The 21,886-nt window shown below is 70.5% G+C and carries 23 protein-coding genes, 1 tRNA gene and 1 other RNA gene; 19 read left to right on the top strand and 6 right to left on the bottom strand.

Annotated elements, in window-relative coordinates; all coding sequences use genetic code 11:
- Positions 1-70 precede the first annotated feature (70 nt).
- The 8 genes from H516_RS0115140 (at position 71) to H516_RS0115105 (ending at position 5,065) form a co-directional block, all read left to right on the top strand.
- Positions 71-1,300: a TadA family conjugal transfer-associated ATPase gene (locus H516_RS0115140; protein ID WP_022890556.1), complete on the top strand. Its 1,230-nt coding sequence runs from the start codon at positions 71-73 to the stop codon at positions 1,298-1,300.
- Positions 1,297-2,160: a type II secretion system F family protein gene (locus H516_RS0115135; protein WP_022890555.1), complete on the top strand. Its 864-nt coding sequence runs from the start codon at positions 1,297-1,299 to the stop codon at positions 2,158-2,160. The genes H516_RS0115140 and H516_RS0115135 overlap by 4 nt, the downstream gene beginning before the upstream one ends.
- Entirely contained in the window at positions 2,148-3,092 is a 945-nt protein-coding gene (locus H516_RS0115130) for a type II secretion system F family protein (RefSeq protein WP_022890554.1), read from the top strand. The genes H516_RS0115135 and H516_RS0115130 overlap by 13 nt, the downstream gene beginning before the upstream one ends.
- Before the next feature lie 24 nt (positions 3,093-3,116).
- The gene (locus tag H516_RS22445; RefSeq protein ID WP_022890553.1) at positions 3,117-3,293 is read left to right on the top strand and encodes a hypothetical protein; all 177 of its coding nucleotides are present in this window, start codon (positions 3,117-3,119) and stop codon (positions 3,291-3,293) included.
- Between the two features lie 23 nt (positions 3,294-3,316).
- Positions 3,317-3,706 (top strand): TadE/TadG family type IV pilus assembly protein, encoded by a 390-nt coding sequence (locus tag H516_RS0115120; RefSeq protein ID WP_022890552.1) that lies wholly within the window; start codon positions 3,317-3,319, stop codon positions 3,704-3,706.
- Entirely contained in the window at positions 3,681-4,160 is a 480-nt protein-coding gene (locus H516_RS0115115) for a hypothetical protein (protein ID WP_022890551.1), read from the top strand. The genes H516_RS0115120 and H516_RS0115115 overlap by 26 nt, the downstream gene beginning before the upstream one ends.
- The gene (locus H516_RS0115110) at positions 4,157-4,594 is read left to right on the top strand and encodes a pilus assembly protein TadG-related protein (RefSeq protein WP_022890550.1); all 438 of its coding nucleotides are present in this window, start codon (positions 4,157-4,159) and stop codon (positions 4,592-4,594) included. Before H516_RS0115115 ends, H516_RS0115110 begins: the two co-directional genes overlap by 4 nt.
- A gap of 72 nt (positions 4,595-4,666) precedes the next feature.
- A complete protein-coding gene (locus H516_RS0115105; RefSeq protein WP_022890549.1) occupies positions 4,667-5,065 on the top strand; it encodes a TIGR03618 family F420-dependent PPOX class oxidoreductase in 399 nt (132 codons plus the stop codon).
- Between the two features lie 190 nt (positions 5,066-5,255).
- Here the strand turns inward: H516_RS0115105 and H516_RS0115100 are convergent, their stop codons facing one another.
- Positions 5,256-6,542, bottom strand: a complete 1,287-nt coding sequence (locus H516_RS0115100) for an MFS transporter (RefSeq protein ID WP_022890548.1) — start codon at positions 6,540-6,542, stop codon at positions 5,256-5,258.
- Between the two features lie 52 nt (positions 6,543-6,594).
- Between H516_RS0115100 and prfB the strand changes: the two genes are divergently transcribed.
- Positions 6,595-7,701, top strand: a complete 1,107-nt coding sequence (gene prfB, locus H516_RS0115095) for a peptide chain release factor 2 (protein WP_026378855.1) — start codon at positions 6,595-6,597, stop codon at positions 7,699-7,701.
- Positions 7,702-7,709: 8 nt separating this feature from the next.
- Here prfB and H516_RS20480 read toward each other — a convergent pair whose 3' ends face one another.
- Positions 7,710-8,402: a TetR/AcrR family transcriptional regulator gene (locus tag H516_RS20480; RefSeq protein WP_022890547.1), complete on the bottom strand. Its 693-nt coding sequence runs from the start codon at positions 8,400-8,402 to the stop codon at positions 7,710-7,712.
- Between the two features lie 158 nt (positions 8,403-8,560).
- Here H516_RS20480 and H516_RS0115085 point away from each other — a divergent pair, with 158 nt between their 5' ends.
- From H516_RS0115085 to H516_RS0115060, 6 genes are all read left to right on the top strand, one after another.
- Positions 8,561-10,219: an amidohydrolase gene (locus H516_RS0115085; RefSeq protein ID WP_022890546.1), complete on the top strand. Its 1,659-nt coding sequence runs from the start codon at positions 8,561-8,563 to the stop codon at positions 10,217-10,219.
- A 23-nt stretch (positions 10,220-10,242) separates the two neighbouring features.
- The gene (locus tag H516_RS0115080) at positions 10,243-11,715 is read left to right on the top strand and encodes a Na+/H+ antiporter NhaC family protein (protein WP_022890545.1); all 1,473 of its coding nucleotides are present in this window, start codon (positions 10,243-10,245) and stop codon (positions 11,713-11,715) included.
- 91 nt (positions 11,716-11,806) lie between these two features.
- A complete protein-coding gene (gene ftsE, locus H516_RS0115075) occupies positions 11,807-12,925 on the top strand; it encodes a cell division ATP-binding protein FtsE (protein WP_022890544.1) in 1,119 nt (372 codons plus the stop codon).
- Positions 12,922-13,833, top strand: coding sequence for a permease-like cell division protein FtsX (ftsX, locus tag H516_RS0115070; RefSeq protein ID WP_022890543.1), 912 nt, complete (start codon positions 12,922-12,924; stop codon positions 13,831-13,833). The genes ftsE and ftsX overlap by 4 nt, the downstream gene beginning before the upstream one ends.
- A gap of 72 nt (positions 13,834-13,905) precedes the next feature.
- Positions 13,906-14,382, top strand: a complete 477-nt coding sequence (gene smpB / locus H516_RS0115065) for an SsrA-binding protein SmpB (RefSeq protein WP_022890542.1) — start codon at positions 13,906-13,908, stop codon at positions 14,380-14,382.
- 59 nt (positions 14,383-14,441) lie between these two features.
- Complete coding sequence (locus H516_RS0115060) at positions 14,442-15,179, top strand: tyrosine-protein phosphatase (RefSeq protein WP_022890541.1); 738 nt, start codon at positions 14,442-14,444, stop codon at positions 15,177-15,179.
- A 19-nt stretch (positions 15,180-15,198) separates the two neighbouring features.
- Here the strand turns inward: H516_RS0115060 and H516_RS0115055 are convergent, their stop codons facing one another.
- A complete protein-coding gene (locus H516_RS0115055) occupies positions 15,199-15,867 on the bottom strand; it encodes an SIMPL domain-containing protein (RefSeq protein ID WP_022890540.1) in 669 nt (222 codons plus the stop codon).
- A 167-nt stretch (positions 15,868-16,034) separates the two neighbouring features.
- On the opposite strand from H516_RS0115055, the gene ssrA reads away from it, so the two are divergent.
- Together ssrA and mgrA are read left to right on the top strand one after the other, a co-directional pair.
- Positions 16,035-16,403: a transfer-messenger RNA gene (ssrA, locus tag H516_RS21880) on the top strand.
- Positions 16,404-17,152: 749 nt separating this feature from the next.
- A complete protein-coding gene (mgrA, locus tag H516_RS0115040; protein WP_022890537.1) occupies positions 17,153-18,205 on the top strand; it encodes an L-glyceraldehyde 3-phosphate reductase in 1,053 nt (350 codons plus the stop codon).
- Positions 18,206-18,226: 21 nt separating this feature from the next.
- Here mgrA and H516_RS20475 read toward each other — a convergent pair whose 3' ends face one another.
- Entirely contained in the window at positions 18,227-19,141 is a 915-nt protein-coding gene (locus H516_RS20475; protein ID WP_022890536.1) for a LysR family transcriptional regulator, read from the bottom strand.
- Positions 19,142-19,222: 81 nt separating this feature from the next.
- On the opposite strand from H516_RS20475, the gene H516_RS0115030 reads away from it, so the two are divergent.
- Positions 19,223-20,197 (top strand): DMT family transporter, encoded by a 975-nt coding sequence (locus H516_RS0115030; protein ID WP_022890535.1) that lies wholly within the window; start codon positions 19,223-19,225, stop codon positions 20,195-20,197.
- A 52-nt stretch (positions 20,198-20,249) separates the two neighbouring features.
- On the opposite strand, the gene H516_RS0115025 is transcribed toward H516_RS0115030, so the two are convergent.
- Positions 20,250-21,041 (bottom strand): inositol monophosphatase family protein, encoded by a 792-nt coding sequence (locus H516_RS0115025; RefSeq protein WP_022890534.1) that lies wholly within the window; start codon positions 21,039-21,041, stop codon positions 20,250-20,252.
- Between the two features lie 117 nt (positions 21,042-21,158).
- Between H516_RS0115025 and H516_RS0115020 the strand changes: the two genes are divergently transcribed.
- Positions 21,159-21,231, top strand: a tRNA-Lys gene (locus tag H516_RS0115020).
- 52 nt (positions 21,232-21,283) lie between these two features.
- Here the strand turns inward: H516_RS0115020 and H516_RS0115015 are convergent.
- A complete protein-coding gene (locus H516_RS0115015; protein WP_022890533.1) occupies positions 21,284-21,877 on the bottom strand; it encodes an energy-coupling factor transporter transmembrane component T family protein in 594 nt (197 codons plus the stop codon).
- Positions 21,878-21,886 lie beyond the last annotated feature (9 nt).

Here is a 21,886-nt window from a genome sequence, read left to right as displayed (position 1 = left end):
AGGAAGTGCGGGATGCCTCGTTGTGGATAACTTCGGGGCGAAGCATCCGCCCCACCGCATGATGGTTCCCATGTCCGACGCCGTCCGCACCATCGCCGAGCGCGTGCGCACGCGCGTGCTGCGCGACGGTGTCGACCTCGCCGGCGACGACGAGCTCGCCGCCCGCTACGCCCGCGACGAGGTGCGCCGCTACAGCGAGCGCGCGCTCGGCGGTGCCCACGCCGGCCTCGGCGATGAGCACGGCACCGCGCGCGAGGTCGTCGCCTCGCTCACCGGGTACGGGCCGCTGCAGCCGTTCTTCGACGACGACGAGATCGAGGAGATCTGGATCAACGGGCCCACGCGCGTCTTCGTCGCCCGCGGCGGCGTCGCCGAACTCACGACGGTCGTGCTCTCCGACCGCGAGGTGCGCGAACTCGTCGAACGAATGCTCGCCCACACCGGGCGCCGCGTCGACCTCAGCTCGCCGTTCGTCGACGCCTCACTGCCCGATGGGTCGCGGTTGCACGTGGCGATCCCCGATGTCGCGCGGGCCCACTGGGCGGTGAACGTGCGCAAGTTCCAGCGTCGCATCCGATCGCTCCCGTCGCTGGTCGAACTCGACTCGCTCACGCTTCAGGCCGCCGAGTTCCTCCGCATGGCGGTGCTCGCAGGGGCCAACATCCTCGTGTCGGGGGCGACCCACACCGGCAAGACCACGATGCTCAACGCGCTCATGTCGAGCGCCCGCATCGGCGACCGCGTCGTCACCGTCGAGGAGACCTTCGAGCTCGACCTCGACGTGCGCGACCTCGTCGCGCTCCAGTGCCGGCAGCCGAACCTCGAGGGAAGCGGTGAGATCACGCTCCGCCGCCTCATCAAAGAGGCGCTGCGCATGCGCCCCGACCGGCTCATCGTCGGCGAGGTGCGCGAAGCCGAAAGCCTCGACCTCCTGATCGCCCTCAACTCCGGGCTTCCCGGCATGTGCACCATTCACGCCAACTCGGCGCGCGACGCGCTCGTGAAGCTCTCGACGCTGCCGCTGCTCGCCGGCCGCAACATCGACTCGGCGTTCGTCGTGCCGACGGTCGCGAGCTGCATCGACCTCGTCGTCCATCTCACGATCGACCGCGAGGGCCGACGTCGCGTCGCCGAGATCGTGGCACCCACGGGCGGAAGCTCCGGGGCGGAGGTCGTGGCCGAGGCGATCTTCGAGACCCGCGACGGGGCGCTTCTCGCGACCGGGCGGCGGCCGGCGCGGCTCGAGAAGTTCCACGCACGCGGCTTCGACCCCGGTCACGTGCTCGGAGACACGCGATGAGCCTCGTGCTGGGCGCCGCCCTCGGCCTCGGCCTGCTGCTCGTCGCCGCGCCGCTGCTGTGGCCGCGCCGCGTCGAGCAGCGCCCGGGCTCGTCGGCGTTGCTCGAGCAACTGCGCGGCGAACTCGCGCTCGCCGGACTCGGCAGCGTGCCGGTTCCCGTGGTCGCGATCGTCTGCGTGATCCTCTCCGCCGTGACCGGGGCGCTCGTGCATGCGGTGTTCGCCATCCCGTTCCTCACGATCACCGGCGCCGTGCTCGGAGCGCTGCTGGTGCCGTTCGTCGTACGCGGCCGCGCCACGCGTCGTCGCGCGGCCAACCGGGCGGTGTGGCCCGACGTCGTCGATCACCTCGTCGCCTCGGTCCGCGCCGGGATGTCGCTGCCGGAGAGCGTCGGCGCGCTCGCCGAACTCGGCCCGGCTCCGACACGGGCCGCCTTCTCGTCGTTCGAACGCGAATACCGGCGCACCGGCAACTTCTCGGCGTGCCTCGACGGACTGAAGTCAGAACTCGCCGATCCGGTCGCCGACCGCATCATCGAGACGCTGCGCATGGCTCGCGAGGTCGGTGGCAGCGACGTGACGGCGGTGCTCCGTGGCCTCGCCGGGTACCTTCGCGAAGATGCGGCCCTCCGCGCCGAGGTCGTCGCCCGGCAGTCGTGGATCCGGAACGCCGCCCGACTCGGCGTCGCCGCGCCCTGGCTGCTGCTCGTCGTGCTCGCCTCGCGGCACGAGGCGATCGCGGCCTACGACTCGGCGGCCGGCGCCGCGCTCATCCTCGTCGGACTCGGCATCACCCTCATCGCCTACCGCAGCATGATCGCGCTCGGTCGACTGCCCGAGGAGCGTCGATGGTTCACCTGAACGTCGCCGCGCTGAGCCTCGCCCTCGGCGTGATCGCCGGACTCGGCCTCTGGCTCATGATCTCGGCGGTTCCTCGCATCGGCCGCCCTCGCCTCGCCGAGCGGGTCGCCCCGTACATCGCCGATCTCTCGCCCGAGGCCAGGGTGCTCCTCGCCACGAGGCCGGCCGATCCGAGCCCCGTGCTCGGCGTCGTCGTGGCACCCGCCCTGCGGTGGCTGCGCGGCGTGATGTCGTCGTGGCTCGGTGGTAACGAGGTCGTGGCGAAGCGCCTGCGGCAGGCCGGGTCTTCGAAGAACGTCGAGCGATTCAGGGGCGAGCAGCTGGCGTGGTCGGCCGTCGGCTTCGCGCTCGGGGCGGCGCTGGCGATCGTCGCACCGGGCTTCGGCGGAATGCCGACGATCGTCCGTCTCGCCGCCCCGTTCGTCGCGGCAGCGCTCGGTGCGGTCGCCCGCGACTGGGTCCTCCAGCGCAGCGCGCGGCGCCGGCTCGCCCGAATCTCCTCCGAACTTCCCACCGTGCTCGAGTTCCTCACCCTGAGCCTGACCGCCGGCGAGGGCATGCTCGACGCACTTCGACGGGTCGGCGCCACCGGCAACGGCGAACTTCCGCGCGAGTTCTCGAACGTGGTCGCGAGCGTCGGCACCGGGGTCCCGCTCGCCACGGCCCTCGCCGAACTGCGCGACGGGGTCGACCACCCCGGGCTCTCGCGTGCGGTCGACCAGGTGCTCGGTGCGCTCGAACGGGGCGCCCCGCTCGCCGCGGTGCTGCGCGCCCAGGCCGGCGACGCGCGCGAGGCCGCGAAACGCACCATCATCGAGCTCGCCGGTCGCAAGGAGATCGCGATGCTGGTGCCGCTCATCTTCCTCATCCTCCCGGTGACGATCGCGTTCGCGTTGTTCCCCGGCTACCTCGTACTCCAGACGGGCTTCTGATGCCCGACGACGAAAGGAACCCCGATGCAACGACGACTCGACCGAATCCGGCGACGACTCCGCGACGAACGCGGCGACGTGCCGGGGTGGGTGCTCATCACCCTCATGACCGCCGGGCTCGTGATCCTCATCTGGGGGCTCGCAGGCCCCGCACTGAGCGACGTCTTCAATCAGGCGATCGAGCGGGTGCTCGGGGCCTGAGAGGCTCGTCGTCCGTCATCGCGGTGCGACGGCTCCTGCGCGACGAGAGAGGTTCGGCGGTCGCCGAGTTCACCCTTGTCGGCGTGCTGCTCACCGCGCTCGCCCTCGCGGTCGTGCAGCTGGCGCTCGCGCTGCACGTGCGAAACACCGTGCTCGATGCGGCGGCCGAGGGCGCCAGGTACGCCGCACTCGCCGGGGCCGACGAGTTCGACGGAGTCGAGCGCACGCGCGAACTGATCAGCACCGCGATCTCGGCCGACTATGCCCGAGACATCACTGCCGATCGCACGAGCCTCGACGGGGTGCCCGTCATCGCGGTGACGGTGCGGGCGACGATGCCGGTCGTCGGGCTGTTCGGCGTCGATCACGGTCTGGAGGTGACCGGTCATGCCGCCGTCGAACGCCTCGACTGAGCCGCGCCCGGCGCAGCACGATCGAGCCGGCGAGCGGGGCTCGGCTTCGCTCGAGTTCCTCACGGTCGGCGTGCTGCTGCTCGTGCCGCTCGTCTACCTGGTGCTCGCCCTCGCGTCGATCCAAGGAGGTGCGCTCGCGGTCGAGGGTGCGGCGCGGCAGGCGGCGCGGGTCGCCGTGCAGGCCGGCGACCGGGCGACGGCCGTATCGGCGGTCGAACGGGCGGTTCGAGTGGCGCTCGCCGACTACGGGATGGATGCCGGCGACGCATCCGTCACGATCGACTGCCAGGATGCCGACTGCGGGCAGCCGGGCAGCCGCATCCGCGTGTCGGTGCAGGCGAGCGTCGGCCTTCCGCTCGTGCCCGACGTGCTCTCGCTCGACCGGGTCGGCAGTGTGTCGCTCGAGGCGAGCGCCACGCAGACGGTCTCGCGTTTCGCGGCGGTGGTGCCGTGATCCGCCGCGTCCACGGCGACGAGTCGGGGTCGACCCTGCTGCTCACGATCTTCTTCTGCGTGCTCGGTCTCTCGCTCATCCTCGTCGTCGCCTCGGCGACCTCGCTCTACCTCGACCGCAAGCGCCTCTTCACCCTCGCCGACGGCGCCGCGCTCGCCGCGGCCGAGGCGTGGTCCCTCGACGAGGTGAGCATCGACGACGGCGAGTTCGCCCTCGAGCTCGACGACGCCGACGCGCTGCGCGCCGCGAACGCCTATCTCGGCGATGCCGTGCACGAACTCGACCAGCTCGAGCTCGTGGCCGCCGGGTCGCCAGACGGGCGCACGGCGACGGTCACACTCCGGGCGGTCTGGAACGCGCCGATCGGCACCGAGTTCATCCCCGTGGAGGTGCCGATCGAAGTCACGGCGACGGCGCGTTCGGTGTTCCACTGAGCCTGCTCGCGACTCGCCGTCGGGACGCCACACCCGGGAATGCCCGTCGCTCGCGCCTGCTTGACTGAACGCATGACGATCGAGATCAACGACCACTTCGCCCGCATCCTCAACGCGCCCGTGTTCGCCTTCCTCGGCACTACGCGCCCGAACGGAGAGGTGCAGATCAACCCGATGTGGTTCGAGTTCGACGCCGAAACGCAGACCATCCGCTTCACGCACACGACCAAGCGCGGCAAGTTCCGCAACCTGCAGCAGAACCCGGCGATGACGCTCGCGATGACCGATCCCGAGAACGCCCACAAGTACGTCGAGGTGCGCGGGCGCCTCGCCGAGGTCGTGCCCGACCCCGAAGGCGCGTTCTACGTGCACCTCGGCCAGCGCTACGGCGACGCCGACACCGCGGTTCCGGCCGACCACGCCGACCGGGTCATCCTCGTCATGCAGCTCGAGAAGCTCAACGGTCGCTGACTGGCAGTGCGCCCGCGCGCCCGCGCGCGCCCGCTCCCGCTCCCGCTCCCGGAACCGACCGTTTCGGGGGTGCGTTTCCGCAAGATCTCAAGCGTCTTACCCGTGAAACTTGCGGATAAGCACCCCCGCAGCGGTTGAGAGGGCGCAGCGCGGCGCAGCGCGGTGCGGCGCAGCGCGGTGCGCACTGCGCTCAGCGCCGTCGGCGCGGCGCGTAGCGGGGCACCCAGCGGAGGAGCGCGGCGGCGCCGAGGAGGCCGACGACGCCCATCGCCGCGGCCGCCGCCATGATCGAGACGAGCGAGGTGACTCCGGCGACGACGAGCGGCGCGACCGCCTGCCCGGCATCGGCGATCGTGCGGTACGCGCCGAGGAACGGCGCCGGGTTCGCCTTCGGCGCGAGGTCGGCGCCGAGCGTCAGGATCACCCCGCTCGAGAGTCCGTTCGCGATGCCGAACAGTACCGCGACCGCGGTGAACCAGGCCACGGCGGCGGGTACGTCGTGCGTGAACGCGAGCACGAGGTGTCCGGCCGCGAGCCCGACGATGCCGGGAATGGCGCTCCAGAGCCGCCCGAAGCGGTCCATCACCTGGCCGCTCACGTAGAAGAGTGCGAAGTCGATCGTCGCCGACACGCCGATCACGAGGGCCGCCTGTTCGGGCGGCACGCCGATCGACACCGCCCACAGGGGCAGGATCATCGTGCGGCTCGCCCGGATCGCCGCGAGCAGCCCCACCCCGGTGCCGATGCGTGCGAGCACCCCGCGGTGCGTCACGATCGCGCGGAACACGCCGTGCGACGAGGCATCCGCCGCGGCCCGACCGGCCGTGGTCACGTCGGCACCGTCACGGGCGCCGACGTCGACGGCGGATGCCTCGCGCGCGAGCCGCGCCGCGCCGAACACCCGCTCGGGGTCGGGCAGCAGCACCAGCACGACGACGACCGCGAAGCAACTGGCGACGAGCACCCAGAACACGGGCTCCGAGGAGCCGGCGAACGCGATGATGCCCGCCGCGACGAACGGGCCGATCGCCCAACCTGCGCGGAACACGCCCGCGAGCGTCGACAGTGCGCGTGCGCGCACGCGCTCGGGCACGTAGCTCGTGAGGAACGCGTGGCGGGCGAGCCCGAACACCGCCGTCGCGAGGCCGAGCAGGAACACGCCGATGCCGAGCGCCGCCGTCGTGGGGGAGGCGAGTGCGACGAGCACCCCGATGACGGCGAGCAGGGCCGCCCCGATCATCGCGTTGCGCTCGCCGATGCGGGCCACGAGCCATCCGGCCGGCAGGTCGCCGACGAGCTCGCCCACCATGAGCATCGCCGCGATGAGGCCCGCGAGGGCGAGCGAGGCGCCGCGCTCGGTCGCGACGACCGGGATGACGGGGATGAGCGCGCCCTCGCCGAGCGAGAAGAGCAGCGTGGGCAGGTAGGCCGGGAGGATGATGCCGCGCCACGAGAACGGAGGCGTGGCGGTGGTCATCACCCCGACGCTACACCCGCCCGCCCCGCGCGCGACTAGGCTGGAGGGCGCCATGCTCGAACTTGACCTTGCGCCCGAGATCTCCGCACTCCGCGCCACCTTCAACGACATCCGCGCCGTCGTCGACGTCGATGCCCTCGAAGCCGACATCGCCCGCCTCTCCGATGAGGCCGGTGCCCCAGACCTGTGGGACGACACGGCCAACGCGCAGAAGGTGACGAGCGCCCTCAGCCACCGTCAGGCCGAGCTCAAGCGCATCACCGAGGTCGACCAGCGCCTCGACGACCTCGATGTGCTCGTCGAACTCGCCCTCGAGATGGACGACGAGGACAGCGCGAACGAGGCCCGCGCCGAGCTCGCGGCCTTGCAGAAGACCGTCGGCGACCTCGAGGTGCAGACGCTGCTCGACGGCGAGTACGACGACCGCGGCGCGGTCGTCACGATCCGCTCGGGCGCCGGCGGCGACGACGCCACCGACTTCGCCGAGATGCTCATGCGCATGTACCTGCGCTGGGCCGAGCGGCACAACTATCCGGTGAAGGTGCTCGACACCTCCTACGCCGAGGGCGCGGGCATCAAGTCGGCGACCTTCGAGATCGACGCCCCGTACATCTACGGCACGCTCTCGGTCGAGGCCGGCACCCACCGTCTCGCCCGCATCAGCCCGTTCGGCGGCGCCGACAAGCGGCAGACGAGCTTCGCCGCCGTCGAGGTCATCCCGATCATGGAGGAGGCGAAGGAGGTCGAGATCCCCGAGAACGACATCCGCGTCGACGTCTTCCGCTCCTCGGGCCCCGGCGGCCAGTCGGTCAACACGACCGACTCCGCCGTGCGCATCACCCACATCCCGACCGGCCTCGTCGTCTCGATGCAGAACGAGAAGTCGCAGATCCAGAACCGCGCTGCGGCGATGCGGGTCCTCCAGACCCGACTCCTCCTGCAGAAACGCGAAGAGGAGGCGGCCCAGAAGAAGGAGCTCGCGGGCACCATCACCGCGAGCTGGGGCGACCAGATGCGCTCCTACTTCCTCTACGGTCAGCAGCTCGTGAAAGACCTGCGCACCGGCTACGAGGTCGGCAACCCGGCGATCGTGTTCGACGGCGACCTCGACGGGCTCATCGCCGCCGGCATCAAGTGGCGCAAGCGCAAGGAAGACTGAGCGGCAGGTCAGGCCCGCTCGGCGTCGTCGGCCGCGGCGAGCGTCGCGGGCAGGCCCGCGAGCATCGCGAGCAGCCCGCGTTCGAATGAGCGATCGGTCACCCGGATGCCACCTGCCGCCGCCAGCACGCTGCGGCGGGCCTCGGCGCGGGCATAGGCAGGTGCGTGCCCGGCGGCCACGCCCGGCGACATGATGTCGGGCGGCGCGAGCGCGTCGAGCGCCGAACCGATGATGAACGACTCGAGCGCGACGATCGCGTCGACCACGCCGCTCGACGGCCAGCCCTCGGCGAGCAGTCGGCGCGTGATCGCCTCGTAGTTCAGGACCGAGCGCTCCTGCCCGTCGATCGCGGTCGTCGCGAGCAGCGCGATGCCGGTGGGGTGCGCCGCGAACGCGGTGCGGTACGAGTGGCCCCAGCGCAGTACGGCGTCGTCGAGCCGGGTCGCCGGGTCGTCGAAGCCGGTGACGTCGAGGAGCTCGGCGAGCCGCCCGCGCATCGCGCGCACGAGCTCGGCCTTGCCGCGGAAATAGTGGTAGAGCGCGGGCGGGTGCACCGAGAGCGAGCGGGCGAGGGCCGCCATGGTGAACCCGTCGGGTCCGGCCGTCTTCGCGAGGGCGAACGCGGCGTCGATGATCTGCTCGGCGCTGAGCACGGGGGTGCGCGGGCGGCCGGCGGTGCGCTTCGCGGGGGTCGGGGTCACCTGGCTCCTTCGGTGGGTGCGAGTCGGGATGCGGGGTCGGGTCGTCTGCGTCGGGCTCGATTTGGTCGTCGGGCGAGCGCGGAGTATCGTGTGCCCGAATTTAATCACGTTAAATTGCGCAGCCGGCCAATGAGGGCGACGGCGCGGAAACGAGCAACATGCAGTGCAGCTTCGCCGACACCATTCTCGTGGGTGCGCGGGTGATCACGATGAACCCCCGCCAGCCCATCGCCGAGGCGATCGCCATTCGCGCAGGGCGCATCCTCGCGGTGGGCGACGCCGCGACCCTCGCCGAGTTCCACGGCCCGCGCACGGTCGTCGAGGACCTGCACGGGGCGTCCGTGACCCCGGGGCTCATCGACGCCCACATGCACCCGATCCAGGGCATCGAGCTCGCCGTCGGCGTCGACTTCGGGGGAGTGCGCGACCCCGAGCGCTTCCTCGAGATGCTGCGCGCGGAGACCGAGCGCGTCTCCGGCGGCGGTGCCGCCGGCGGCTGGGTGCGCGGCTGGAACATCGACTACGACGTGTTCACCGCGCTGCCCATGACTGCCGCGGCGATCGACGAGGCCACCGCGGGCGCGCCCTCCTTCCTCATGTTCTTCGACGGGCACACGGCGCTCGCGAACACCGAGGCACTGCACCGTGCGGGCATCACCGGCGCCCGCAGCTTCGGCGACACCTCAGAGATCGTGGTCGACGAGAGCGGTCGACCGACGGGCGCTCTGCGCGAGGACTCGGCCTTCGACATCGTGCTCCGCACCGCGCCCGAGTACACCCGCGAGGAGACCCTCGAGCGGGTGCGCGAGATCCTCGGCACCCTCACCGCTTCGGGCATCACGGGCGGCTGCATCATGGACGGCAACCCCGGCACACTCGACCTCCTCGACGAACTCGACGGCGGGGCATCCGACGACCCCGAGGCGCAGGGGCGGTTGCCCGTGCGCATCGTCTCCGCGATGGCGCACAACCCCGGCTACGACGAGGAGCGCACGCAGCGCTACCTCGCCCAGCGCGACCGTCGCGGGCACCGCTGGCGCGGCGGGCTCGTGAAGCTCTTCAACGACGGCGTCATCGACACCGGCACCGGCTGGCTCTACGAGCCCGACACCCACGGCGAGGGCCTGCACTCGTTCTGGGCCGACCCCGACGAGTTCGAGCGCGTCGTCGCCCGGTACAGCGAGGCCGGCTTCCAGATCGCGACGCACGCGATCGGCGACCGTGCGATCGGCACGACGATCGACGCCTACCTCAAGGCCGGGGTGCATTCGGCGCAGGGCGCGCCGCACCGCATCGAGCACCTCGAGCTGCTCGCCGACCGCGACCTCGCGCGCCTCGCCCAGACCGGCATCACGGCCTCGGTGCAGCCGCTGCACATGCAGTGGCGCAAGGCCGACGGCTCCGACTTCTGGGCCGAGCGGCTCGGCCCCGAGCGTGCCGCGCTCGGCTGGCGCGTGCGCGACATGATCGACGCCGGTGCGCCCGTCGCGCTCGGCTCCGACTGGCCCGTGGCGCAGACCGATGCGCGCATCGGCCTCGCCTGGGCCAGGCTCCGCCGCGAACCCGGCAACCCGGATGCCCCGGTGTTCGAGCCCGACCAGGTGCTCACGCCGTACGAGGCCCTACAGGGCTACACCGTCTGGGCGGCGCTCGCCCAGGGCGACCGCGACCTCGGCGTCATCGCGCCGGGGTGCCGCGCCGACCTCGTCGTGTGGGCCGACAGCCCGCTCGCCGTCGGTGCGGACGAACTGCTCGACCTGCCCGTGCTGACGACGATCGTCGACGGGCGACCCCTGACCGCGGCATCCGCCGCCTGACCCCCTTCGAATCAGAGGCAACCATGCAAGACGTCGGCGCCCTCGCGCTCCTCCCCGTCGTCATCATCCTCGTCGTCGCGGTGCTCACCCGACGCACCCTCTTCGCCATGCTCTGCGGCACCCTCGTCGGTGCCGTGCTACTCGGCGGCTGGGGCTTCTTCGACTCCTGGATCGGCTACTTCGGCACCGCGATGGCCGACGAGACGCTCCAATGGCTCATGCTCGTCGTCGTGCTCTTCGGCATCCTGATCACGCTCTTCGAGCGCTCGGGCGCCGTGCGCGAGTTCGCCGCCTGGGCCGAGCGTTTCGTGAACTCGCGGCGCAAGTCGACCGTGCTGAGCTTCCTGCTCGCGATCGTGCTCTTCGTCGACGACTACCTCAACGTGCTCACCGTCGGCACCTCGATGAAGGCCGTGACCGACCGGTACCGGGTGCCGCGCACCGAGCTCGGCACGATCATGAAGCTCACGGCGGCGCCGATCGCCGTCATCGTGCCGTTCTCGACCTGGGCGCTGTTCTTCGCGGGCCTCCTCGAGGCGCAGGGCGTCACCGCGAACGGCTCGGGCTTCGGCGCCTACCTCGAGTCGATCCCGTACATCTTCTTCGGCTGGATCGCGTTGGCGATCGCCGCGCTCGTCGCGTTCGGCGTCTTCCCGAAGCTCGGCGTCCTGAAGAAGGACGTCGTCCGCGCGGAGGCGACCGGGGACGTGCTCCCTGCCGGCACGAGCGCAGAGGAGCGCGCCGCCGAGGGCGTCCTGCTCGAGCCCGTCGAGGTGGGCGAGTTCGCCGTCTCGGGCGACGACGCCGAACGCGCGGTCGCGACCGCTCCCGCGGCGAACGCCACCGCCGTCGCGACACGCGCGCCCGAACTCGCCAAGCCCCGCCCGTGGAACTTCCTCGTGCCGATCGCGGTCATGATCGCTGTCACGATCCTCACCGAGGTCGACGTGCTGAAGGGCACGGTCGCGGCCCTCCTCGTCGCCATCGTCATGTACACGGTGCAGCGCCGCCTCAAGGTGAAGGCCGTCTTCGAGGCCGCGTTCGACGGCGTGGGCAGCATGCTCTTCGTCATCGTGCTCACCGCGCTCGCGTTCATGGTGCAGCACATGAACATCGACCTGAGGCTCGCCGACTTCGTGATCGCCTCGACCGAGCCGGTCATGATCGGCGCCCTCCTGCCCGCGATGGTGTTCCTCGTCTGCGGCGTGTACGCCTACGCGACCGGCTCGTTCTGGGACCTCGCGGCGGTCATCACCCCCATCGTGATCCCGTTGGCGCTCGCGATGGACGTGAACCCGATCATCGCCGGCGCGGCCGTGTTCTCGGGCGCCGCGCTCGGGTCGACGACGTGCCTCTACGGCGACGGCATCATCCTCGCGTCGCGGTCGATCGGCATCAAGCCGCTCAACCTGATGAGCGCGATCCTGCCGTACGCGGGCATCGCGGCGGTGCTGAGCCTCGTCGGCTACCTCGTGGTCGGATTCCTCGGACTCTGAGCGAGCCGCTCGTCCCGATCCGGTGGGCGGCGACATCGAAATCCGGTGTCGCTGCCCACTTTTGCGTCCCCCCTGCCTAGGCTCGAATACGATGATCCGCTTCGACTCCGTCACCAAGTCCTACTCCGGCCAATCGAGGCCCGCCCTGAACGACATCGGGGTCGAGATCCTGCGCGGCGAGTTCGTCTTCCTCGTGGGTGCGTCGGGTTCGGGCAAGTCCAGCTTCCTCAGGCTGATCCTGAAGGAGGAGAAGCCGTCGAAGGGGCGGATCCACGTGCTCGGGCAGGATCTCGGCAAGATCTCGACGCGCAAGGTGCCGTACTTCCGGCGCGATCTCGGCGTCGTCTTCCAGGACTTCCGGCTGCTGCCGAACAAATCGGTCTTCGAGAACGTCGCGTTCACCCTGCGGGTCATCGGCAAGTCGCGCGGCTTCATCCAGTCGGCGGTGCCCGAGACGCTGAAGCTCGTCGGTCTCGACGGCAAGTCGAAGCGCATGCCGCACGAACTCTCCGGCGGCGAGCAGCAGCGCGTCGCGATCGCCCGCGCCATCGTCAACAAGCCGCAGATCCTCCTCGCCGACGAGCCGACGGGCAACCTCGACCCCGTGACGAGCGCCGGCATCATGACCCTCCTCGAACGCATCAACGCGGGCGGCACGACGGTCGTCATGGCCACGCACGAGGCCGGCATCGTCGATCAGATGCGCCGCCGCGTGATCGAGCTCTCGGCGGGCGACATCGTGCGCGACGAGCGCAGCGCCGGCTACGACGGCCAGACCGTCCGCGACGTCGATTACGTTCCCGAGACGGGCGACGCCGCAGGTGGGGCCCCAGTCGATTCCGATGCCGAGGTCGACGAGACGGATGCCACGGGGCGCGACATCGCCGCAGCGACCGGTTCCGCGGCCGCCGCGACCGGCACGATGAGCACCACGGGCCACGCAGCCCCGAAGGTGACCCCCGAGGTCATGCGCGACGCCGAACCGCTCTACGTCGAGCCCGAGGCGACCGACGAGGTCACCGAAGCCGCCGCGGAGATCACGAAGGCGGCCACGGGCGCGATCGTGGTCGACCCCGAGAAACTCGTGCCGAAGGGCGGCGGCAAGCCCGCGGCATCCGAACATCTGACCCTCGCCGAACGCCTCGGGCTCAGGGCCCCGGGAGGCCCGCGGGAAGGCGACGACGACCAGGAAGTGGGGCCGACGAAATGAGGCTCGGTCTCGTGCTCGGCGAGGCGGCCAACGGCCTGCGCCGCAACGCCTCGATGGTGGTGTCGGTCGTGCTCGTCACCTTCATCTCGCTCACCTTCGTCGGCACCGCGGCGCTCCTGCAGCTGCAGATCGCCCAGATGAAGGGCTTCTGGTACGACCGAGCCCAGGTCGCCGTCTTCCTCTGCACCGACCTCTCCACCGCCGCGACCTGCGTCGGCGGCGAGGCGAGCGAAGAGCAGAAGGCGGCGGTCGAGACGCAGCTCACGAGCGATACGCTCGCGCCGTTCATCGACGAGTACTACTTCGAAGACCACGAGCAGGCGTTCGAGAACTTTCAGAAGCAGTTCGAGGGCACCCCGTCGGCCGACTACGTGACGCCCGACGTGCTGCCCGAGACCTTCTGGGTCAACCTCGTCGATCCGTCGCAGTCCGACGTGATCGTCGAGAGCCTCGCGGGCAAGGAGGGGGTCGAACAGGTCGTCGACCAGCGCCGTTACCTCGATCCGATCTTCGACGCGCTGAACACCGCGAGCTACACGGCGATCGCGGTCGCGGTCGTGATGCTCGTCGCCGCCGCCCTGCTCATCGCGACGACGATCAGGCTGTCGGCGTTCTCGCGACGACGCGAACTCGGCATCATGCGACTCGTCGGTGCCTCGAACCGGTTCATCCAGACGCCGTTCGTGCTCGAGGGCGTCTTCGCCGGGCTCATCGGCTCGCTCCTCGCGGGCGGCGCGGTGGTGGCCATCGTGCAGGTCTTCGTGCAGGGCTACCTCGCCGAGAACCTCTCGTTCACCTTCGTGAGCCTCGGCGACGCGTTGCTCGTGGTGCCGCTGCTCGTCGTCGTTGGGGTGCTCCTCGCCGCGGTCTCGGCGGGCATCGCGATCACGCGCTACCTGAAGGTCTGACGAAACGAGCTAGACTGAACGGCTGTCTCGGATGCCCCGGGGCATCCGTCATTCGAATCGAAGGAGCCAGCCGTGCCCAGGGAAAGCGGTCAGAAGGTGGTGGCCACCAACCGCAAGGCGCGCCACGACTACACGATCGAGGACACCTACGAGGCCGGCATCGTGCTCTCGGGCACTGAGGTGAAGTCGCTCAGGCAGGGCCGCGCCTCGCTCGTCGACGGCTACGCGTTCGTCGACGGCGGCGAGCTCTGGCTCGATGCGGTGCACATCCCCGAGTACACCGAGGGCACCTGGAACAACCACGCCCCGCGTCGCAAGCGAAAGCTGCTGCTGCACAAGCACGAGATCGTGAAGATCAGCCACAAGACGAAGGAGGGCGGGTACACGCTCGTCCCGCTGTCGCTGTACTTCAAGGACGGCCGCGCGAAGGTCGAACTCGCGATCGCGAAGGGCAAGCGCGAGTACGACAAGCGTCAGGCGCTGCGCGAGCGGCAGGACAAGCGCGAAGCCGACCGGGCGATCTCGAGCCGCAAGAATCTCGGCGAGTAGGGGCGTCTCGAATCCTCCGCCCAGACTCGGCGGGGTGGCGCGCGGTAGGATCTGGCTCGATGAAGACGTCGATTCGCATCCCTGTTCCCGGTACGTTCAACTTCCGCGATGTCGGCGGGCTGCCCGCCCGCAACGGGGTCGTGCGCGACGGCGTGCTGTACCGTTCCGACGGGCTGTACCGACTCGGTGACGCCGGCAAGTCCGAGCTCCGCGAGCTCGGTGTCGGCATCGTGATCGACCTGCGCGACGACAACGAGGCGCAGATGATGCCTGACGACCTCGACGGCCTCGAGGTCGAGGTGCTGCGGCTGCCCGTGTTCGAGGGGTCGGGCGCCTCGCAGGGCGCGGCGGGCATCTCGCTCGAGGCGCTCTACGAGCGCATCGTCACCCAGCACGCGAACGTCGTCGTCTCGGCGCTGCGCGAGATCGCGAGCGCGGGGGAGCGGGCGGTCGTCGTGCACTGCACCGCCGGAAAGGACCGCACGGGCGTCGTCGTCGCGCTCACGCTGATGGCGGTCGGCGTCGACCGCGAGTCGGTCATCGACGACTACGCCCGCACCGAGGCGAACCTCGCGGGCGAGTGGCTCGAAGAGATGGTCGAGATGATCGGCCGGTACGGGGTGCCCGACACCCCGGCGCTGCGCACCCTCATGGGCGGCAGCCCGCGTGAGGCCATCGAGGGCGTGCTCGACACCGTCGAGCGGGCGCACGGCTCGACCCGCGAGTACCTGCTCGCTTCGGGCCTCGAACTCGGCGAGCTCGCCGCGCTCGAGACCCTGCTGGTCGAGACGCGCTGAGTCGAGTTCTTCGCGGGCCTCAGCCGACCGCGGCCTCGAAGCGAGCCTCGACCGAGGCTTCGATCACGAGTTTCGCGGGCGCGAACTCGGCGGCCGAGCCGCCCGCGGTGTCTGCCGAGGCCGCCATGGCGAACATCCGCTCGCCTCGCGGCTGCGGCACGGGGCGCGCCGTGAGCAGTCCGGTATCGGCCAATTCGACCGGCACGGGCGCGCCGAGGCCGAGTGCCGAGGCGTAGACGCGGGCCTTCTCGAGGGCATCTGCGACGGCCGCCCGCTGGGCGAGCTCCTGCACACGCCGGCGCGAGGCATCCGTCAATCGCCAGTCGATGCCGCCGATCGCGACGGCCTCGCCGATGCTCGCCCCGCTGACCCACTCGCCGAGCCGCTCGAGGTGGGTGAAGACGATCTCGACCTCGGCGCTCGTCTGGTGCACGAGCGGCAGATGCTTGCCCTCGTTGTTCCACGGCCGGTGCGACCAGACCCGCAACTGGCCTGCCGACCAGGTGTCGAGTAGGCCTGCGTCTTCGAGCTCGCGGATCTCGGCGATCAGGCGCTCGCGCGCCTCGGTGGTGCGTGCGAGCGCGGTGTCGCGATCGGGTTCGGAGACGCCGACGGTGAGGGCGACGGCGCCCAGTTCGGGGTCGATGCGTTCTTCGGCGGTGCCGCGCACGGCGATGACGGTTGCCACAGTGTCCTCCTGATGCCCGCTCGGGAATGGCGGAGCGGACGCGCCTGTTCTAGACTGTAAGGCCGGGCAGTCATCGAGAGGTGAATGCTCGCCGTGAATCGGGTTCGCCCGATCTTGAGAACTCCACAGCGTGCGACAACGGCCCGTCGAATTCTTCGACGCCACATGGGGATGATCGGTTTCGACATCGTCTGCGTACCCACGAGAAGCGGGCCGAGGATGCAGGGTTATCTCGTAAACGATCTCTGCAAAACAATAACTGCCAATAAGAAGCAGTCCGACTTCGCCCTCGCTGCCTAAGCGAGTCCGATAGTCCGTCAGTCCGGGTCTGTTCCCGCCCCGGTTGCTGGCGTCATCTAGGGAACTTGCTGCGCGTCGTCGCCTGAGCGACGTGCGGGACTCTTTCAGGCTGGGCCCGTCGACCTAGGTGCCTGTGGCAAAGGTCGGGGCCGAGTAGAACGCTTTCACAGGCTGCGCCCGGAGAAGGCGTGGAAACTCAGCGATGGACGGGGGTTCAATTCCCCCCATCTCCACCAAAGCAACCGACAGAGCGTCTCATGACGAATCTGAACCCTGAAGAGGGGCTGGTTGAAGCCGTTGTCGCACACTGTGGAGCCATACGGGTCATCAGGGCGCCCAGGGCTCGCGTGGCCTCCCTGAAGCTTGAGCCCGTGCTCCGGGTCGAACGATACTGAATGCTGGCAGCAGATTGCGGGCCGTTGCCCGTCGGTCGCAGTTGGGGCGTTCCTCGCAGGAGCGCCGTGACCGGGTTGCGATCCCTCGTGGCCGAAAGCCACGAGGGATCGCGAGGTCAACGGATATCGGCGGGTGCGCGCCGACCTTCACCGGCAGGGCGCGCAGGTATCGGAAGGTGGGCTGCGTCAACTTCTGTAGACGCTCTGTTTCGGGCAGCAGGACAGCTCCTCTCGGCCGTCCACTGCTCGGCGATGTCCGTGAGCCACAACCGATCCGGTCGTCGGCGACGCACCGCGTCAGTCGGTGAACGCGCCTCCGCAGTAGTCGCAGTCGCCGTCGGGGCAGTACCACGGGGTGGGCTGGTGCTCGTCCATCATCGGATCCTTCGTCGGGCCTTCGCATCGCGCGGGGGTCGCGGCACGATGGTTGAACATTTTGCCAGTCGTCGAGCGGCGTCGAAATGGCCGGGGTGGAGAAGTTCGGGTCGGTGTATCGACACTGCGTCGAGACGGCGGGCGCGACGCGGTGCGCGAAAGCGTCGGCCGTTGCGTCACAGCGCCGGCAGGCCTCGGCTGGCTAGCATTGCCGCATGCCCTACCTCGCCGACCCAGCTCGCTACGACCGCATGCCCTACCGCCGCACCGGGCGCTCCGGACTCCGGCTGCCTCTACTCTCGCTCGGGCTCTGGCAGAACTTCGGCGACGATCGCGCCCTCGACACGCAGCGGGCGATCGTGCGCCGGGCCTTCGACCTCGGCATCACCCACTTCGACCTCGCGAACAACTACGGGCCGCCATATGGCGCCGCCGAGGCGAACTTCGGGCGGCTTCTCGCGAGCGACCTCGCCCCCTACCGCGACGAGATCGTCATCTCGACGAAGGCCGGCTGGGACATGTGGCCGGGCCCGTACGGGGTCGGCGCGAGCCGCAAGTACCTGATCTCGAGTCTCGACCGGTCGCTCGGTCGTCTCGGCCTCGACTACGTCGACATCTTCTACTCTCACCGACCCGACCCCGACACCCCGCTCGACGAGACCGCCGCGGCGCTCGACCACATCGTGCGCTCGGGCAGGGCGCTCTACGTCGGCATCTCGTCGTACGCCGCCGAGCCCTCGCGTGAGCTCGCCCGCCTGCTCGCCGAGCGCGGCACGCCCCTCACGATCCACCAGCCCTCGTATTCGATGCTCAACCGGTGGATCGAGACCGACGGTCTGCTCGATGCGGCCGCCGACGACGGCTTCGGCGTGATCGGCTTCACCGCGCTCGCCCAGGGCCTGCTGACCGGCAAGTACCTCGGCGGCATCCCCGAGGGCTCGCGTGCCGCGAGTGACGGTTCGCTCGACCGGGGGATGCTGTCGGAGACGACCTTCGAACGTCTCAGCGGGCTGGCAGCGATCGCCGAACGGCGCGGACAGTCGCTCGCGCAGCTCGCGCTCGCGTGGGCCTTGCGCGATGAACGCGTCACGAGTCTCGTGGTCGGCGCCTCGAGCGTCGCCCAGCTCGAGGAGAACGTCGCGGCACTCGAGAGACTCGAGTTCACCGCCGATGAGCTCGCGGAGATCGATCGCTTCGCGGGCGACGCCGGCGTCGACCTCTGGGCCGACGCCCGCGCGGGCGGCCCGCTGCCGACGCTGCGGCCCTGAGTAACCACGAGTCGTCGGCGTTCAGCCCGCTGCGCCGACGGCTCGCAGGCGCGCGGTCGCGAGTTCGACGGCGGGGTGCGTGCGCATCGACCGCTTCACCCGCAGCATGATGCGCCGTCGCGCGGCCTCGTCGGCGATCGGCCGCTTCACGACGCCCGTGGGCAGGTCGATCGCCCCGAGCCGCGGCAGCACCGTGATGCCGACGCCGTTGGCGACGTAGTCGAAGGCGCTCGTGTAGTCGGGCGCGTGCAGGCGGAACCGCGGCGCGAAGCCGAGCCCCGCGCAGGCCGAGACGATGATCTCGCGGCAGGTGCCGTGGCTGTCGTCGTTGTCGATCCATTGCTCGCCGTCGAGCTCGGCGAGATCGACCGATCGGCGTTCGGCGAGCCGGTGCCCTGCGGGCATCACGACGACGTAGCCCTCGGTGCGCAGCTCTTCGAGGTCGTAGCCGTCGGGTGAACCGTCGGCGATGGCCGGGTCGCGGTCGCCGCGTACCGACTCGGCCACGTACAGTTCGAGGTCGGGCTCGCCCGCCGCACGCCCCGGTCGCTCGATCATGCTGAGCTCGAGCCGCAGCAGCGGGAACTCCTGGCTGAGTTCGGCCACGATCGGCGGCAGCCAGGCGCGGTTGGCCGACATGAACGAGCTGAGGCGGAGCGTGCCGCTGCGGCCCGCGCGCAGGTCGTCGAGCGCGCCGTCGAAGTCGGCCAGGTGGTTGAGCACGCGGGCCGCCCGGTCGGCGACGGCGACGCCGGCCGAGGTCGGCACGATCCCGCGCCCGCGCCGTTCGACGAGCGTGAGCCCGGTCTCGCGCTGCAGCGCACTGACGTGCTGGCTCACCGCAGAAGCGGTGTAGCCGAGTCGCTCGGCGGCTCGGTTGATCGAGCCGGTCTGCACGACGGCGCGGAAGATCTGGAGTCGGTGCGGGTCGACCATGGCCCAATCGTACAGTCCTGCTGAATTGAAGCCAAGCATCGTTCACTTGTGCTGTCGTGATTCTCTCGACAGGCTTGAGGGATGCCACGCACCACCCCCGAACCCGCCGACACGATCTCGACTCCGACTCCGGCGGCGACCCCGCCCGCCGTCCCAGTGACTCCGGCCGCCGGTGCGAGCGACGCCGCCCGCTGGAAGGTGCTCGTCGCGATGCTCGTGGTGCTCCTGCTGTGGGCCTCGGCGTTCATCGCGATCCGCTTCGTCGGCGACGCGATCTCACCGGGCCCGCTCGCGCTCGGCCGCCAGCTCGTCGGCACGGCCGCCCTCGTCGCCGTCGCACTCATCCGGCGACCGCCGCTGCCCCGTGGGCGCACGCTCGCGCTCGTCGCCGTCTACGGCGTGCTCTGGTTCGCCGGGTACACCCTCGTGCTGAACCTCGCCGAACGCCACCTCGACGCGGGCACGGCCGCGATGCTCGTGAACATCGCGCCGCTGCTCGTCGCCGTCGCCGCAGGAGTGTTCCTCAAAGAGGGGTTCCCGCGTTCGCTCGTGGTCGGACTGCTCGTCGCCTTCGCCGGCGTCGTGATCATCGCGACGGGCGGGGTGGGCGCGCACGCCGACATGCTCGGGATCGCCCTCGGCGTGCTCGCCGCCGTGCTCTACGCGCTCGGCGTGCTCGTGCAGAAGGTGGCGCTGCGCGAGGCCGACGCGCTGAGCGCCACCTGGGTGGGCTGCGCGATCGGTGCGGCCGTGCTGCTGCCGTTCCTGCCGCAGACGGTCGTCGAGGTGGGCGCGGCGCCCGCCCCGGCCGTCTGGGCGATGGTCTTCCTCGGCATCTTCCCGTCGGCGGTCGCGTTCCTGCTGTGGGCGTACGTGCTGAAGCGGAGCCCGGCCGGTGTCACGGCCTCGGCGACCCTCGCGGTGCCGGCGATCGTCGTGCTGCTCAGCTGGGCGCTGCTCGGCGAGCTGCCGACCTTGCTCGGCATGGTGGGCGGCGCGCTCTGCCTCATCGGCGTCGCCCTCAGCCGTCGCGCGTCGCGGCCGCGACGGTCGTGAGGGTAGCTCGCGCCCTGTTGGGGCTCGGTGAAGATGCAGAGCTCCACCGCGATCAGGCCCGGTCGCCGAGCGCGTCGAGCACGGCGTCGTGCAGCAGCCTGTTCGTCGCGAGCGCACTGCCGTGCCACGGCCCCGGTTCGCCCGAGATCGAGGTGAATCGGCCGCCCGCCTCCTCGACGATGGGCACGAGCGCGGCCAGGTCGTACGGCTTCACGTCGAACTCGCCCGTGACGTCGATGAGGCCCTCGGCGAGCAGCATGTACGACCACAGGTCGCCGTACGCACGGTCGCGCCAGACCTGCGCGGCGAGGCCCAGAAGCTGATCGAGGTACCCGGCGTCACGCCATTGTGCGATGCTCTGGAAGCTCAGCGAGGCGTCGCCGAGTTCGGCCACGGATGACACGGAGATCGGCCGCGGGGCTGCGCCCGAGGCATCCGTGGTGAAGGCGCCGCCGCCCGCGGCAGCCCACCAGCGTCGGCCCATGGCCGGTGCGGAGGCCACGCCGACGACGGGAACGCCGTCGACCGCGAGCGAGATGAGCGCGCCCCAGACGGGGACGCCGCGCATGAAGTTCGAGGTGCCGTCGATCGGGTCGATGATCCACTGGCGCACGGCATCGCCCTCGGTGCCGAACTCCTCGCCCAGGATGCTGTCGGCCGGGCGGGCTTCGGCGAGGCGCTCGCGGAGCGCCCGTTCGACCGCGAGGTCGGCCTCCGTCACGAAGGTGCGATCGGGCTTCGTCGACACGGCGAGGTCGGCAGCGCGGAATCGGGCGAGCGCGACGGTGTCGGCGAGGTCGGCGAGTTCGAGTGCGAGGGCGAGATCAGCGGCGTAGACGGTCACCGATTCAGGCTATCGGGCAGCGGTGAACGGCCGGTGCCGCGCTCGATTGGCATTCCGCCCCGATCACCTGATAACGTAGTGCCTCGGTTCGGGTTGTGAACACGGCATCCGAATCATGCACCTCTAGCTCAATCGGCAGAGCAACTGACTCTTAATCAGTGGGTTCAGGGTTCAAGTCCCTGGGGGTGCACTGAAAGCCCCGATCCTCTCGCCAGGATCGGGGCTTTTCTCATGCGCGAGCCTCAGTCGTCGAAGCCGCGGGCGATGAGCGCCTCGCCGAGGTGGTCGGCGGTCTGCAGCGCACGCACGATGACCGGCACGGCGAGGGCGACGACCGAGCCCTCTGCGCCGCGGGCCTTGCGGGCTTCGAGCACCTCGCGCACGATCTCGGCGAGGAGCGGCACGCAGCGGATCGCGAGGGCGAGGGCGAGGCCCACCCGGTCGGCGTCGATCCAGCGGCGGAACGGGCGCAGCAGCATCTGCATGGCATCGAGCGTCGCCGTCACCGGCGTCGTGAGCGTGTAGAGCGCCGCGAGCGCGACCGCGATCACGAGTCGCAGCCCCATCGTCGCCGCGGCCTCCCAGCCGGCGAACAGCCACTGCACGGGCACCGCGAAGACGAGGAGCCAGAGGACCGGCGCGATCTGCCCCCAGACGGCGGCTGGGGGCAGGCGTGCGGGCAGGAACAGCAGGGCCGTCGCCACCGCCGCGATGCCGAGCGCGATGAGCGAGCCCTGCAACGCGACGACGGTGACGGCGGCCGCGAGCAGCCCGAGCTTCACGAGCGCGGGGGTGCGGTGCACGAGCGAGTCGCCGGGGTGGTAGACGCCGATCATCGGGCCGCC

It is taken from the genome of Agromyces italicus DSM 16388 (assembly GCF_000421545.1).
Classification (GTDB): domain Bacteria; phylum Actinomycetota; class Actinomycetes; order Actinomycetales; family Microbacteriaceae; genus Agromyces; species Agromyces italicus.
This window is presented reverse-complemented; position numbering and strand designations above follow the sequence as displayed.

Bases quoted from the DNA above. Each gene is read 5' to 3' on its own strand.
- ftsX (WP_022890543.1), top strand. From the start codon at position 12,922: ATGAGGCTCGGTCTCGTGCTCGGCGAGGCGGCCAACGGCCTGCGCCGC.
- H516_RS0115015 (WP_022890533.1), bottom strand. From the start codon at position 21,877: ATGATCGGCGTCTACCACCCCGGCGACTCGCTCGTGCACCGCACCCCC.
- H516_RS0115100 (WP_022890548.1), bottom strand. From the start codon at position 6,542: ATGACCACCGCCACGCCTCCGTTCTCGTGGCGCGGCATCATCCTCCCG.
- ftsE (WP_022890544.1), top strand. From the start codon at position 11,807: ATGATCCGCTTCGACTCCGTCACCAAGTCCTACTCCGGCCAATCGAGG.
- H516_RS22445 (WP_022890553.1), top strand. From the start codon at position 3,117: ATGCAACGACGACTCGACCGAATCCGGCGACGACTCCGCGACGAACGC.
- H516_RS0115105 (WP_022890549.1), top strand. From the start codon at position 4,667: ATGACGATCGAGATCAACGACCACTTCGCCCGCATCCTCAACGCGCCC.
- H516_RS0115080 (WP_022890545.1), top strand. From the start codon at position 10,243: ATGCAAGACGTCGGCGCCCTCGCGCTCCTCCCCGTCGTCATCATCCTC.
- prfB (WP_026378855.1), top strand. From the start codon at position 6,595: ATGCTCGAACTTGACCTTGCGCCCGAGATCTCCGCACTCCGCGCCACC.
- H516_RS0115115 (WP_022890551.1), top strand. From the start codon at position 3,681: ATGCCGCCGTCGAACGCCTCGACTGAGCCGCGCCCGGCGCAGCACGAT.
- H516_RS0115140 (WP_022890556.1), top strand. From the start codon at position 71: ATGTCCGACGCCGTCCGCACCATCGCCGAGCGCGTGCGCACGCGCGTG.
- mgrA (WP_022890537.1), top strand. From the start codon at position 17,153: ATGCCCTACCTCGCCGACCCAGCTCGCTACGACCGCATGCCCTACCGC.
- H516_RS0115130 (WP_022890554.1), top strand. From the start codon at position 2,148: ATGGTTCACCTGAACGTCGCCGCGCTGAGCCTCGCCCTCGGCGTGATC.
- H516_RS0115030 (WP_022890535.1), top strand. From the start codon at position 19,223: ATGCCACGCACCACCCCCGAACCCGCCGACACGATCTCGACTCCGACT.
- H516_RS0115085 (WP_022890546.1), top strand. From the start codon at position 8,561: ATGCAGTGCAGCTTCGCCGACACCATTCTCGTGGGTGCGCGGGTGATC.
- H516_RS20475 (WP_022890536.1), bottom strand. From the start codon at position 19,141: ATGGTCGACCCGCACCGACTCCAGATCTTCCGCGCCGTCGTGCAGACC.
- H516_RS0115060 (WP_022890541.1), top strand. From the start codon at position 14,442: ATGAAGACGTCGATTCGCATCCCTGTTCCCGGTACGTTCAACTTCCGC.
- H516_RS0115135 (WP_022890555.1), top strand. From the start codon at position 1,297: ATGAGCCTCGTGCTGGGCGCCGCCCTCGGCCTCGGCCTGCTGCTCGTC.